General features: G+C 54.4%; 18 protein-coding genes. 4 read left to right on the top strand and 14 right to left on the bottom strand.

Features of this window, described 5'->3' with window-relative positions:
• Positions 1-7: 7 nt before the first annotated feature.
• Positions 8-436 carry an arsenate reductase (thioredoxin) gene (arsC, locus tag KXG62_RS21680; protein WP_218094104.1) on the top strand — a complete coding sequence of 143 codons (429 nt, stop codon included), beginning with the start codon at positions 8-10 and terminating at the stop codon, positions 434-436.
• A gap of 142 nt (positions 437-578) precedes the next feature.
• On the opposite strand, the gene KXG62_RS21675 is transcribed toward arsC, so the two are convergent.
• From KXG62_RS21675 to KXG62_RS21650, 6 genes are all read right to left on the bottom strand, one after another.
• Entirely contained in the window at positions 579-1,034 is a 456-nt protein-coding gene (locus KXG62_RS21675) for a DinB family protein (protein WP_218094103.1), read from the bottom strand.
• The gene (locus KXG62_RS34410) at positions 1,031-1,198 is read right to left on the bottom strand and encodes a sigma factor (protein WP_281426945.1); all 168 of its coding nucleotides are present in this window, start codon (positions 1,196-1,198) and stop codon (positions 1,031-1,033) included. Before KXG62_RS34410 ends, KXG62_RS21675 begins: the two co-directional genes overlap by 4 nt.
• A gap of 35 nt (positions 1,199-1,233) precedes the next feature.
• On the bottom strand, positions 1,234-1,767 hold the full coding sequence (locus KXG62_RS21665) for an RDD family protein (protein WP_281426943.1): 534 nt from the start codon (positions 1,765-1,767) through the stop codon (positions 1,234-1,236).
• Positions 1,768-1,790: 23 nt separating this feature from the next.
• Positions 1,791-2,246 carry a DinB family protein gene (locus tag KXG62_RS21660; RefSeq protein WP_218094102.1) on the bottom strand — a complete coding sequence of 152 codons (456 nt, stop codon included), beginning with the start codon at positions 2,244-2,246 and terminating at the stop codon, positions 1,791-1,793.
• A 22-nt stretch (positions 2,247-2,268) separates the two neighbouring features.
• A complete protein-coding gene (pyrF, locus tag KXG62_RS21655) occupies positions 2,269-3,189 on the bottom strand; it encodes an orotidine-5'-phosphate decarboxylase (protein ID WP_218094101.1) in 921 nt (306 codons plus the stop codon).
• A 180-nt stretch (positions 3,190-3,369) separates the two neighbouring features.
• Complete coding sequence (locus KXG62_RS21650) at positions 3,370-3,795, bottom strand: GNAT family N-acetyltransferase (RefSeq protein ID WP_218094100.1); 426 nt, start codon at positions 3,793-3,795, stop codon at positions 3,370-3,372.
• A 122-nt stretch (positions 3,796-3,917) separates the two neighbouring features.
• Between KXG62_RS21650 and KXG62_RS21645 the strand changes: the two genes are divergently transcribed.
• Positions 3,918-5,306, top strand: a complete 1,389-nt coding sequence (locus KXG62_RS21645) for an aminotransferase-like domain-containing protein (protein WP_246627566.1) — start codon at positions 3,918-3,920, stop codon at positions 5,304-5,306.
• A 161-nt stretch (positions 5,307-5,467) separates the two neighbouring features.
• On the opposite strand, the gene KXG62_RS34540 is transcribed toward KXG62_RS21645, so the two are convergent.
• From KXG62_RS34540 to KXG62_RS21625, 4 genes are all read right to left on the bottom strand, one after another.
• Entirely contained in the window at positions 5,468-6,736 is a 1,269-nt protein-coding gene (locus tag KXG62_RS34540; protein WP_343223504.1) for an NUDIX hydrolase N-terminal domain-containing protein, read from the bottom strand.
• 92 nt (positions 6,737-6,828) lie between these two features.
• Complete coding sequence (locus KXG62_RS21635; RefSeq protein ID WP_218094097.1) at positions 6,829-7,497, bottom strand: HD domain-containing protein; 669 nt, start codon at positions 7,495-7,497, stop codon at positions 6,829-6,831.
• Positions 7,498-7,499: 2 nt separating this feature from the next.
• Positions 7,500-7,784, bottom strand: coding sequence for a hypothetical protein (locus KXG62_RS21630; protein WP_218094096.1), 285 nt, complete (start codon positions 7,782-7,784; stop codon positions 7,500-7,502).
• A gap of 95 nt (positions 7,785-7,879) precedes the next feature.
• The gene (locus tag KXG62_RS21625; RefSeq protein WP_246627569.1) at positions 7,880-8,779 is read right to left on the bottom strand and encodes an alpha/beta fold hydrolase; all 900 of its coding nucleotides are present in this window, start codon (positions 8,777-8,779) and stop codon (positions 7,880-7,882) included.
• A gap of 359 nt (positions 8,780-9,138) precedes the next feature.
• Here KXG62_RS21625 and KXG62_RS21620 point away from each other — a divergent pair, with 359 nt between their 5' ends.
• On the top strand, positions 9,139-9,516 hold the full coding sequence (locus tag KXG62_RS21620) for a hypothetical protein (RefSeq protein ID WP_218094094.1): 378 nt from the start codon (positions 9,139-9,141) through the stop codon (positions 9,514-9,516).
• 70 nt (positions 9,517-9,586) lie between these two features.
• On the opposite strand, the gene KXG62_RS21615 is transcribed toward KXG62_RS21620, so the two are convergent.
• The gene (locus KXG62_RS21615; RefSeq protein ID WP_218094093.1) at positions 9,587-9,949 is read right to left on the bottom strand and encodes a response regulator; all 363 of its coding nucleotides are present in this window, start codon (positions 9,947-9,949) and stop codon (positions 9,587-9,589) included.
• Between the two features lie 279 nt (positions 9,950-10,228).
• Here KXG62_RS21615 and KXG62_RS21610 point away from each other — a divergent pair, with 279 nt between their 5' ends.
• Positions 10,229-10,321 carry a YjcZ family sporulation protein gene (locus KXG62_RS21610; RefSeq protein ID WP_218094092.1) on the top strand — a complete coding sequence of 31 codons (93 nt, stop codon included), beginning with the start codon at positions 10,229-10,231 and terminating at the stop codon, positions 10,319-10,321.
• 172 nt (positions 10,322-10,493) lie between these two features.
• Here KXG62_RS21610 and KXG62_RS21605 read toward each other — a convergent pair whose 3' ends face one another.
• The 3 genes from KXG62_RS21605 to KXG62_RS21595 all read right to left on the bottom strand — a co-directional run bounded on the left by KXG62_RS21605 (position 10,494) and on the right by KXG62_RS21595 (position 12,253).
• Positions 10,494-11,126: a stalk domain-containing protein gene (locus KXG62_RS21605; RefSeq protein WP_218094091.1), complete on the bottom strand. Its 633-nt coding sequence runs from the start codon at positions 11,124-11,126 to the stop codon at positions 10,494-10,496.
• A 123-nt stretch (positions 11,127-11,249) separates the two neighbouring features.
• Positions 11,250-11,768, bottom strand: coding sequence for a CBO0543 family protein (locus tag KXG62_RS21600; protein ID WP_218094090.1), 519 nt, complete (start codon positions 11,766-11,768; stop codon positions 11,250-11,252).
• Positions 11,765-12,253 (bottom strand): CBO0543 family protein, encoded by a 489-nt coding sequence (locus KXG62_RS21595; RefSeq protein WP_218094089.1) that lies wholly within the window; start codon positions 12,251-12,253, stop codon positions 11,765-11,767. Before KXG62_RS21595 ends, KXG62_RS21600 begins: the two co-directional genes overlap by 4 nt.
• Between the last annotated feature and the right edge of the window lie 61 nt (positions 12,254-12,314).

The following is a 12,314-nucleotide window of genomic DNA, read 5'->3' as shown; positions in this document are numbered from 1 at the left end:
ACTCCCGATGGCAGAAAACAAAAAACTCGTTTATTTCCTTTGTACAGGAAACTCTTGCCGCAGCCAAATGGCGGACGGCTTGTTGAAGGTGCTCGGCAATGATCGCTACGAAGTCAAAAGCGCCGGGTTAGAGGCTCATGGGCTGAATCCCCGTGCCGTCCAGGTGATGAAGGAAGCCGGCGTCGATATTAGCAGCCATACATCGGATGTCATCGATCCGGAGATTTTGAATCGGGCTGACTATGTGATTACGTTATGCGGCCATGCGGACGAACATTGTCCGGTGATTTCCAATAAAACCGTTGTGAAATGGCATTGGGGCTTCGAAGATCCAGCGAAGGCCATCGGCACCGAGGAAGAAATTATGGACCAATTTCGAGCGGTTCGGGACGCAATGAAGTCGCGAATTGAACAGTTTGTAGCCGAGGGGCGTTAAACTTGCAGGAAAAGGTGTGCAGCGTTACTGTGCTTGATGAGGCCGCCCGATCGATCCCGCGGCGGCCTTATGTATTGAGCCCTCATTTCCGTTAGAGTTCAGTACCAAACCCATTCCGAGTAATGGTGATTATTAGGCCCTGTTAGAGCCTCGCAAACGTGATGTAATCGATTTGGGCAGGCTCCGCTGATTCGATCCGAAGTGCCCGGTTGATCTGTCCTCGGTGATATTGCCCATGTAAGATGACCTGCGACAGGATGTCCCGGACGGACGTTCGGAATGGAACCCCGCTCTGGCTCGCATAGTCGATCATCTCGTCCAAATGGGATTCCTCGAGCCCTTCGATATAGACGCGATATTGCTCGGCGTTTTCTTCGAACATCGTCCGGATCGCCGTCAGGTCTTCCGCTTCCTCCCATAACGAATATTGAGCACTGCCCTTACCCTGCAATCGGGATAGCCAGACTCGTTCCGCAACCGCGACGTGCCGGACCAGCTTCAGAAGGTCCTTATTCTTCGTCTCACTCTCCTCGAGCGCATCCAAGATGCGTCCATCCGCCCAGTACAGGTGGTTCATCATGCACTTGATCGTCTTCATTTTCGGTTTCCCCCTCTGTACTTTGTCATATCATGGATACTTGGCCAAAAGGTCTCTTGAACGGCATCGTCTGCGTCGTCGATCGATCCTAACATTCGATAATAGAACGATGTTAACTCCGGCTTTAAGCCGTCAAATAACTGAAGTCCTAATGTATGTCCCATTAAAAATTCGTTCATTGGGGCCTCCGAATTCAAACTTAATCCCTGTACCTAACCACGGTCCCCGCAATAAAGTCATATATTGTTTGTTTATTTTTGCTCCATAGTGGACTTATCATGTAGATGATTACCAGGCCATAGACTGTCCCCAGTAAGGATAGATTAACGGATTCTGGGAAGTCGGAGGGAATAACCATGTGCCAGATCGTGAAATGGGCTAGCTCCCAAGGTGCGAATTTCAGAGCAGAGCGAAGAAGTGAGGACCCGAGTCCGGTGGGTTGACCCTGAGTACCAGTAACCACAATCCCCATTTTCCGTTTCCCCCATGTCGCATTCGATTTCGAACCCTCACATAAGGCAAAATAAAGATATACAGGAAGGGTAATAAATAGAAACCCCGTGGTTTCTGCCATTAAAGGATTCGTCGTAAACAATGGAATTAACAACGGTCGTATAAAAAATGATACACAGACCAGTAGGACGATATAACCCGCAATAATTACATAATCCCACAAAAAAGCGATGAAGCGGGTACCTAAAGATACGCCTTTTCCATGCTCATGCCTACGCAACAGTGTATCCCTCCTGAAACCTGTTAGAGCCTCGTCAACGTGATGTAATCGATCTGGGCAGGCTCCGCTGATTCGATCCGAAGTGCCCGGTTGATCTGTCCCCGGTGATATTGCCCATGCAAGAGGACCTGCAACAGGATGTCCCGGACGGACGTTCGGAACGGAGCTCCGCTCTGGTTCGCATAGTCGATCATCTCGTCCAAATGGGATTCCTCGATCCCTTCGATATAGACGCGATATTGCTCGGCGTTTTCTTCGAACATCGTCCGGATCGCCGTCAGGTCTTCCGCTTCCTCCCATAACGAATATTGCGCACTGCCCTTGCCCTGCAATCGGGACAGCCAGACTCGTTCCGCGACCGCGACGTGCCGGACCAGCTTCAGAAGGTCCTTGTTCTTCGTCTCGCTCTCCTCAAGCGCATCCAAGATGCGTCCGTCCGCCCAGTACAAGTGGTTCATCATGCACTTGATCGTCTTCATTTTCGATTTTCCCTTCTTCGTCTCATCGATTACTTGAAAATCTTACTTCGTTAAGTTGCTCTTTTGCTTTTATCGCTGCCTCGTTTATGTATCCTTGCATTTCATTTTCAGTTGTCTTGTTCCAATCATCTGTTTCGTTCATGTAAGAGTAAATGATCCCCCTTGAAGAAGAGACAACCGCCCCATTGCCGCTTACATCAAAAAATACACTTAGATCCTCGGCTTTTCCGCCTTGCGCCCCAAACCCAGGAACAAGAAAAATGGAATGCGGTAACGTTTCTCGTATCCTTTTTGCTTCTTCCGGGTACGTAGCACCAACGACCGCGCCAATAAATGAATAGTTATTAACTCCTATCGTCTTACATGCCAACTTTTCAATTTCTTCTGCCAGCTTGAAGTAAAGCAGTTCCCCGTTCTCCAATTTGAGGTCTTGAATTTCGTATGACGAAGGGTTTGATGTTTTAAGCAGCAAAAAGACTCCCTTGTTATTCTCTTGTGCAGCTTCTATAAAAGGCATATATCCATCACTGCCTAAAAAGGGATTTACTGTAACCATGTCGCCCGAAATCGCCCCATCCCCTAAAAAGGCACGCGCATAAGCAGCGGAGGTTGAACCAATATCGCCTCTTTTTGCATCATTGATGATGATTAATTCTTTTGAACGAGCGTAGCTGATCGTTTTTTCCAGAGCCTTGATTCCGTAACTGCCATATACTTCGTAATAAGCAAGTTGGGGTTTTACAGCAACTACATGGTCAGCAACCGCATTAATAATGATTTTGTTGAACTCATATATGGCATCTGAAATGCTTTCGTTCGATGAATAATCTACATTTTTCAGTAAACAATCCGGGAGAAACTTCACATCGGGGTCCAACCCGACCACTAAAACGCTGTTCTTCTTTTTACTTTCATCTATCAGTACGTCTGCAAAATTGACCACAATCAGCTCTCCCCTTGGTTTCTTTATCCATTGTTCAGTATAGAATAACTCGTTATTTGCGGCAATGAATAAAGGTGCATGTTTCCCTTGGATAGCTAAAGAAGGGTCATTAACTAAACAGACTTGTATCTCATAAAGACGACACAAGTCTGTTTAATTAACATGCGTTTGCACACCTCGCTAGGCCTCTCGTGCCGGCGCCAGCCTGCGCATCATTTCCCTGCGTTCGAACCCGAACTGCTCGTACAAGCCGTGGGCATCGCGCGTGCCAAGAATCATCTGGATGCCGTGCAGCTTCGGATGCTCGACCAGGCATTGAACCAGCCACTTGCCGAGTCCCTGTCCGCGATGCTCCGGATGCACGATGACATCGCACACCCAAGCGAATGTCGCATAATCGGTCACGACTCGCAAGTAGCCGATCTGATGCGTATCCGCATCGTAGAGTCCCAGGCACAACGAGCCCTCTATGCTTCGAATGATGGTCTCCTTGGAACGGTTCCCCGCCCAATAGCTCGTCTGCAGCAGAGCGTGCACAATATCCGTCTGCAGCAGTTCTTTCCTGTCGCTAATCCGATAAGGCTGTTGTCCATGTATCCATTCCATCTGTATCCCTCCAAGTCGGTATGATTGCGGTGACAATAAGGAGTATACTGGATACGATGATTCGCCTGTTTATTATTTGTCGACACTGTACCCGTACACAATTCGATACTGGAGATGGTCTCGTGGAGCTGAAATATAACCGCATTATAGACGCCTTCCGAGGCGACATCGAATCGGGCGTCATTCGTCCGGGAGCGAAGCTGCCCTCTATCCGAGAACTGACGGTACGTTTCGGATGCAGCAAAAATACGGCCATTCGCGCCTATGAAGGTCTGGAGAAAGAACATCTCGTTTATTCCGTACCCAAGAGCGGATATTATGCCGTCGTTCGGCCCGCTTCCAGCCGTACCGCAGGCGCCGGCGAAGGAATCGATTTTTCCTCTGCCGCGCCGGATCCCGCTGTCATGCCGTACGCGGATTTTCAGCACTGTATGAACCGGGCGATCGAGTTGTACAAAGACCGCTTGTTCACGTATTCCGACCCGCAAGGCTTCGCCTCATTGCGGCAGGCACTGCAGCGGCATTTGGCCGACAAGCAAGTGTTCGCCGCGCCGGAGCAAATCAGCGTCGTCTCCGGCTCGCAGCAGGCGCTCCATCTGCTTGCCGGCATGCCGTTCCCGAACGGCAAACAGGCCGTCCTTGTGGAACAGCCGACCTATCCCGGAATGCTCCGGTCGCTTGAGCTGCTCGGCGTCACCGCGATCGGCATCGCCCGAACCGGGCAAGGTATCGATCTGGAGGAGCTGGAACGGCATTTCCGCAGCAATCCGATCAAATTTTTTTACACGGTGCCGCGCTTTCATAACCCGCTCGGAACGAGCTATTCCCCGGAGGTGAAGGAGCGGATCGCCCGCCTTGCCGCCGCCTACGACGTGTATATCGTGGAGGATGATTATATCGCGGATCTCGAGGCCGGACGCCGGGCGGACCCGATCTATGCGTACAGCGATTCCGGCCATGTCGTCTACGTGAAGAGCTTCTCCAAGGTGATGCTTCCGGGGCTGCGGCTGGCGGCTGCAGTGCTGCCCCGAGCGCTGATCGAAACGTTCCGCTTGTTCAAGGCTTCCGCCGACTCCAGCACGGCGGCGCTGTCGCAGGGCGCCCTGGAGCTGTACTTGAACTGCGGCATGTACGGCCGCCACGCCGACCATATGCAGGAGCGCTACCGCTCCCGCATGGAAGCGCTGCGTTCCGCCTGCAAGCAGCATTTGCCGGAGGAAGCCCGCATTCACGTGCCCGAAGCGGGCCTGTTCTGCCGGCTTCTGCTGCCAGACGGCCTGCCTGCGTCCGACATCGGCGCGCTGCTCAAGCAGCAGGGCATCCTGACGGCTCCGACGGACCGATGCTTCTTGCCTGCCTTCGCCAAAGACAACGGATTGCGTCTTAGCATCATCCGTACGAACGAAGCTCAGATCGAGGAAGGAATCGGCCGAATCGGCCAAATGCTCCGCGAACATCTTCGGCATCAGCCCCCGCTGCAATGGGCTCCGGTCATCGATTGGCTGGAATAAGCCGAACCGCCCGGGAATCGCCGCCATTGCACAAGAACGGCCCGCTTCCGGCAGCGGGCCGCATGCAGCAAGAAGGGGCCGTTCCCCTGCCATGCGCTTGACGGCATGAGGAACAGCCCCTATCGGTTAGAAAAATATAATTGCCGTCATCGTGAACGGGTTCAGTCCAATATCGCTTGCTTCTCCGGATTGCGCAAAAATTCGAACATCGTCTTGATCTGCTTTGCCGTATTGCGCTCCAGCGACAGCGGGGGCAGCTCGTCTTCGCCGAAAAACCGAACCTCGCTCGTCTCCACACCGCCAGCCGCTTCGCCGCCGACGATCGCGCATTGAATGAAGATTTTGTAAATATGATACGGTTCCGGCGGGTGATCATGGAATTTTTTGTCCAAGACGGCCAGAAGCCGGACGGGCTCGGTCCGGTAACCTGCTTCCTCGTGAATTTCTTTCACTGCCACTTCGGTTGGGGAGTGCCCGATATCGGCCCAGCCGCCGGGCAGAGACCAGGCGCCGTCCGCCTTTTCCCGGACAAGCAATATCCGGTTATCGCGAAACACGACGCCGCGAACGTCGACCTTCGGCGTGGCATAACCCCGCTCGTTTGCAAACGTCATGCGGATGCCATCCGTCCCGACCTGCGTGTAATGCTGCATGATCTCTACGCTAAGCTCGCGCAGCGCTTCGTATCGTTCCTTGTCGTACACGTCCTTGACGTAAGAAAGCCCCGTCTGCGAAATTGCCTGAATTTGCTTCGCCCACTCCAGCCAGCGGAATACCTTGCCGGACGCTTCGCGCAGCAGGGTGAGGAACGGATCGACACTGGTAAAAATGTCATCCGGCCTGATCCCGAACGTCGGCGACTGGCTCACCGGCAGCCAGTGCGCCCCGTACGTGCGCAATCCGGCCGCCCGTCCGGCCGCAATGTCGGCATCGCTGTCGCCGACAAAGACCGCTTCCTCCCGCTTTACGCCGAGCGAAGCGAGCGCCATGTCGATTCCTTCCGGGTCGGGCTTCGGCCTTTGCACGTCGTCGCCGGTAATGACGACATCGAAGTAGCGATCCAGGTCGAGCGCTTCCGCAGAAATCCGGTACGCCTGCCTGCTTTTCCCGGTAATGACCCCCATCTTGATGTGCAGCGAGCCGATCGTATCCAGCATCGACACGATGTCCTGCGGCAAACATTGCCCGTCGCGATGGCCTTCCCGGTACATGCGATAATAATCGCGGATCGCCTCCGGTGCCCGATGCTTGTTCTCCAGGTTGCGCAGCAAAATCTCGTCCTCGGTCGGACCGAACATCGAAACCAACTGCTCTATCGTCACATCGCGCTTATCGTACGCTTGAAAGACAGCTTGAAACGCCCGAAACGAAAGCGGCAGCGTATCCGCCAACGTCCCGTCGAAATCGAACAACACGGCTTTGATCGTCACAGGTTGATTGCTCCTCTGCCCCATATTTCCTTGCTTTCGCTCCCCCGCATGACACGGCTGCCCCGGACGGGCTACCTTATGCGCTCCGCGCGCTATAGCCCGTTGGCGTCCTCGGCGTCCCATTCGCGGTAAAACTGTTCGAGGAACTCTTCCATGAACCGGTGACGCTCCTCCGCAATCGCGCGGGCTGTATCCGTATTCATACGCTGCTTCAGCTTCAGCAGCTTCTCGTAAAAATGATTGATCGCCGTCCCCTGCTCGCTGCGGTATTGCTCCGACGTCATGCGCTCTCTCGGCGGAAGCTCCGGATCATGCATCGGCGATCCTTTCCAGCCGCCGTACGCGAACGTCCGGGCAATGCCGATCGCGCCGAGCGCATCCAGCCGGTCGGCATCCTGCACGACACGTCCTTCCAGCGTGCGCATGGGCTGGCCATGCCCTCCCCCGTATGACATCGTGGATATAATCTCCATGACATGCTCCCTGTCCGCCGGGCCGACTTCCGCCTGCTCCAGCCACGACCTTACTTTGCCAAGCCCGGCTTCCTTGCTCGTATTGAGCTTCTCATCCGCCACATCGTGCAGCAGGGCGGCCAGCTCGCATACGAACAGGTCGGCTCGTTCCTCGGCGGCCAGCCGCCGGGCCATCGCCGTGATCCGAACGATGTGCCACCAGTCGTGGCCGCTGCTGTCCCGCCCCAGCTCTTGCCTGACATATAATCTCGCCCGTTCCAGTATCTCGGATTTGCTCGTGGTGCTCATGATTAATCTCCTTCCCCGCCTCCGCCTCCACTGTCGCCGCTGGAATCGGAATGGCCGTGGCCATGATGTCCGTTATCCCCTGCATGATGGCCGTGATGGTGGTGATGATGCGGGTGGTGATGATGATGGCGATGCGCCTCATCCGCAGCAGTCAGACCGAAATGGGCAGCATCGGTTGACCGCGGATCATGCCGCCGCGGCCGGCCCGGCTTCCGCACGGCCGCACGGACGGCCAGCGCCCCCAGCAGCAATATGATAATGATCAAGCCGGCGATTCCCGGACTCATAGGCATCCCTCCGCTGTTCCATTTGGATAATGATGGATCGCCGTACTGCCCTTATTGTACTATGAGCGCGACTTTGCAGGCAAAATAAAATCCGTCTATGTGAATTCCCGCTGCTGCTCATCCTCATACGATTCGAAAGTAAGCAGCGCCTCGTACCGGCTGTCCGCCCGCTCGCGCGGTGCCAGCTTCCACGGGTCCTGGCGGTCGATCCAGTCCCGGATATGACCGTTCATATCCTCGGCCGCTTTCGTCGGAATTTGATGCCCCGCGCGTTTGACGATGCGAAACGTTTCGTTGCGCAATTCGCGCTGCAGCAGCCTCCGATGATGCAGGAACAGCTTGTCCTTCTCCCCATACAGCAGCAATATCGGGTTGTCGATCTCATGGAGCCGGTGCGTACAGTTATAATGCAGGCTGCAGCGAAAATATTCATGCAGCCGCTCGACTGCCCCTTGCAGCGCCGCATCGTACAGCCGTTTGAACGTGTCCGCGCGATCGGCGTTGCCCAGCGCAATGACCGCCGCCGCAAGCCGCTTCACCCGAAGCCCCGTCAGCCGGACCGCCGCCCATATTTCGCTTCTGAGCCGGAGGGTGCCGACCTCAGACATCGCGCTGACAAGAATACCCCCGTAAAACCGTTCCGGATACGTCAGCAGCGCCTCCAAAGCGACGGAGCCGCCCGTCGAATAACCACACAAGTAAGCCTTCTTGATTTCCAACTCATCCAAGAGCGACACGATATCCTCCGCCAGCAGCGCGTACGTAATACTGCGCTCCCCCTTCTCGCTTTGGCCATGCCCGCGCAAATCGGGAACGATGGCCTGGAACCGGCCGGCCAGCCCCGTCAACTGCCGATGGAACACATTGCCGGCCAGCAGCGGAGGATGGATGAACACGATCGGGACTCCCGTGCCTTTCACCCGATAATGAAGCATGACGCCGTTCATATTCGCAAAGGGCATGCCGCTTACCGCCTTTCTCTCCGTTGTCTTCACAGCCAACCTGTAGTTTTCCTCCGTTTTCCAAAAAAGATACATTTCACCTCTCTGTTGTCACGGATTAGGTGGGCGGCAAGCAAGAATAACGGTCTCACGGCTCATTTCAAATATGATGTTGGAAGCAACATTATTCTGCTTGCTGCGTTAATATAATGGAGCCACCCTATACGAAAGGAGCACGGATCGCATCATGTAACCATCAGCGCCCCTCTCATATTCCGGTAAGGCTGCGAATGTTGTGGTAGCCGGGCCGATAGGCGCGGCGCCTTACACGGCCTACGGCATGGCAGCTGTTGTAGTAAAGAAGCTTTATTATGGAAATACCTATAGCAATCGCACTAAGGGAGGACCCCACTATGAAACAAAAGCTCATCATCCTAGCAGCGCTGGTTATGCTGACCGCCGCCGGTTGCACCGACGCTTCCCCATCCGCGAACCCGCCGGCAACGCCTGCGCCTGCGCCAACGCCGGGAGCGAATAATTCGCAAGCGGCCGTTCCCGAACCGCCTGCCGGAGCTGCGGAAGAACCGGTCATCACCAAGCAGCAGATGGATTCCGTCGCTATGGGATCGACCTTCGATGAAGTAGCCAAAAAAATCGGCCTCGGCAAGCTCGTCAAGAAAAATGAAACCCAGGTCGTTTATCAATATAAAGGCAAAAACGGCGGCACGGCGCAGCTCATTTTCTGGCAAGGCAAGCTCAACAGCGTAGGATATAACGATTTTAAAGAATAACTGCGCAAGGGAAAACACAAAGAAGCTCCGGAGGAACGAGTCTGACTCGTCTCCCGGAGCTTCTTCCTTATTATAACTCGAGCACCTTGTTCACGGATGCAATTACCCGCTCCTGTTGAAACGGCTTCACGAGAAAATCTTTCGCTCCCGCCGCAATCGCTTCGACCACCATCGCTTTTTGCCCCACGGCCGAGCACATAATGATTTTCGCCTGCGGGTCGGTCGCGCGAATGTCCTTCAATGCCGCGATGCCGTCCACCTCCGGCATCGTAATGTCCATCGTAACCAGGTCCGGCCGGTGCGCGACATATGCCTGAAACGCTTCCGCCCCATTCGCAGCCTCCGCCACGATCTCGTGGCCCTGCTCTGCCAATATGGTCCTCAGCATCATGCGCATAAATGCAGCATCGTCCACAATCATCACTCTTGCCATCCGCCCAATCCCCTTCCGGTACCGCTTTCGTCATATCCCATTATGACAGACGGGCTTTAGAAGGATGTTAGAATCAAACTAATGATTTGTTAGCTTCCCTCACCGATTCTTAACAATTGCTCTTCCCCACTGCTCTTCCGGCACGGTCGGATTCCACTTTAAGCCCAATTTGCCCATCCAGCGGCTGAAGCCCACCCGTTCTCCGCCTTCCCGCATATAGTGATTATGTGTTAAGGAGCAGACGCTCCCGGCACAACAAGACCAAAGGAGGAATGAAACATGGGTGCAGTTGCCGGCGGTTTTACTTCGACAGGTGTCATCTTGGTTCTCTTCATCTTGCTTGTGATCGTTGGTCGTGCGTTGGTTCTTTAACGAATACAAAGCATGCGGCGGACATTCCCTTCAAGGCCATGGCGCAGCCATGGCCTTTTTTCCCCTGCTGCCTGTCGCACGCCCGTCCGCGGCCCTAACGAACATCACCGCACCCTCCTTCCTTACGGAAAAAGAATGCGGTGATCGTGACGGCCGGCTGCAGCGGCCTGCGCTATTCGTACAGCGCGCCGGCGGTCGAACCGTCCGGATACACAATGTACGTATAAATATGCCGGCTGCCATCAGCCGCTTTCTTGACGTACCAAAGGTCGTAGCGGTCGATTTGGCCGCCGGCCGACCAGTTGATGAACAGCTGCGCTTCCAGATCTCCCTTCTTCAGCCCGTCCGTGTCGGTATTCAGCCCGCCGAACTGATAGCCGGCCTTGGCGCCGATATCGTAGCGCCAAACCTGCTGACGCGAGCTGTCGATCAGCGTCAGGAACGAAGGGTCTCCCAGCGACTGCTTCACATCTTTCTGGCTCATGCCCCGCTCCAGCCGGTACATGACCGCCCATACTTTCTTGTCGGCCTCGCTGCCGTTCTTCGGCTCCGTTACGACCGAAATCAGGCCCTCATTTTTGTCGTAGGAAACCCCGGCTCCCAAATTCTCCGTCATGAAACGTACGGGTACATACGTATGTCCATCGTAATTCAATATGGCGAACCGCGATCCGGTATCCCGGCTCTCGCCGTTAAATTGAAATTTTACAGGAAAGAGCATCGCTCTGATCTCATCTGCTGCATAGATCGTCGTTGAAGCGGCGAGCACCGCCCCGCAGAACAGTCCGAGAATAAACTTTTTCATCGTCTATCTTCTCCCTCACTCTTGTTCGCAACCGAGTACCTCTATTATAGCGTGGAATGTACACGATTTCCTAACAATCTTTTTCCATTGCGAGGGAGAATCCGGTATTCGGCGTATTGCGGTTCACTCGCGAAGCCCGATAGTTGACTGGGGCGAATCGCCGTCCTTGCGCGATCGGCCTTCCCGAAAAAACAGCGAGTAGAACAACCGTGACAACAACAAGGTGACCGACAGGCTGAGAAACGTATAGTACCAGTGCCACTTCTCGTAGTCGATCAACGCCGTATACTTCTCAATGAAATATTCGGGCGTGGTAAGCGCGCTGACCGCAAGCACGTAATAGGCTAATTGGACAGGCAGCTTCCGACGCCTGGGATAATACAGGTTAAAGTAGGCCGTAACGACCGGATAGCTGATATACTCGTACACGATGCTGCTCGTCGTCCCGACCTGCATTTCCCGAACGGGATACCGGATCCAATCGTTCTCTACGACCACCAGTCCGAGGAACCATGTGACCAGTTCTTGACATAAGAAAGTGACATGCGCTTCTCTTCTCCGATGGGCTGGAATCAGCACAAACGCCCCGATGGAAATGACATAAACCGCGACAAGCAGCACACGTTCTACCGTCCAGTTCATGATGCGCCTCTCGCGGCTTTGCCGGCTGTCTCGATTTGAAAGAACCACTCGTAATATTTGCGCACGGCGAAATACCCGATGACAAATACCAGCCAGTTGATGTACCACGTATAATGAATGTACCGAAGCAGCTGCGTGTGAGTGCGGACAAGCAGCAGCAGCCCCACAAGAACGGTAGGGATCGAAACGCTGGATAATACCCGCATCGCCAAGCTTTTGCCGTACGGGTAGTAAAGACAGTGCAGCGCGCCTACGGTCGGGTAAAATATAAAGTTAAACGTAAAATTCGCGCTCGTCGCCTTCGTAAACTCGCGGACCGGGTTTTCAAACAAGCCCCACTCCACAAAGGTAATGCTGGTAATCCAGGTTATGGACTGGCCAGCCATAAACGCGACCGCGGCTTCCCGCCATCGGCGCAGCGGGACAAATACGATCAACGCTGTGATACTGACAATCCAGGCCCCAATCAATATGATTCTTTCCATCGGCGATCATCTGCCCTTTTGGCGGTATCCGTTGCAAACCAAATTGTGTCCCAGTTTCCAC

The organism is Paenibacillus solanacearum (genome assembly GCF_910593845.1).
GTDB lineage: Bacteria > Bacillota > Bacilli > Paenibacillales > NBRC-103111 > Paenibacillus_G > Paenibacillus_G solanacearum.
This window is presented reverse-complemented; position numbering and strand designations above follow the sequence as displayed.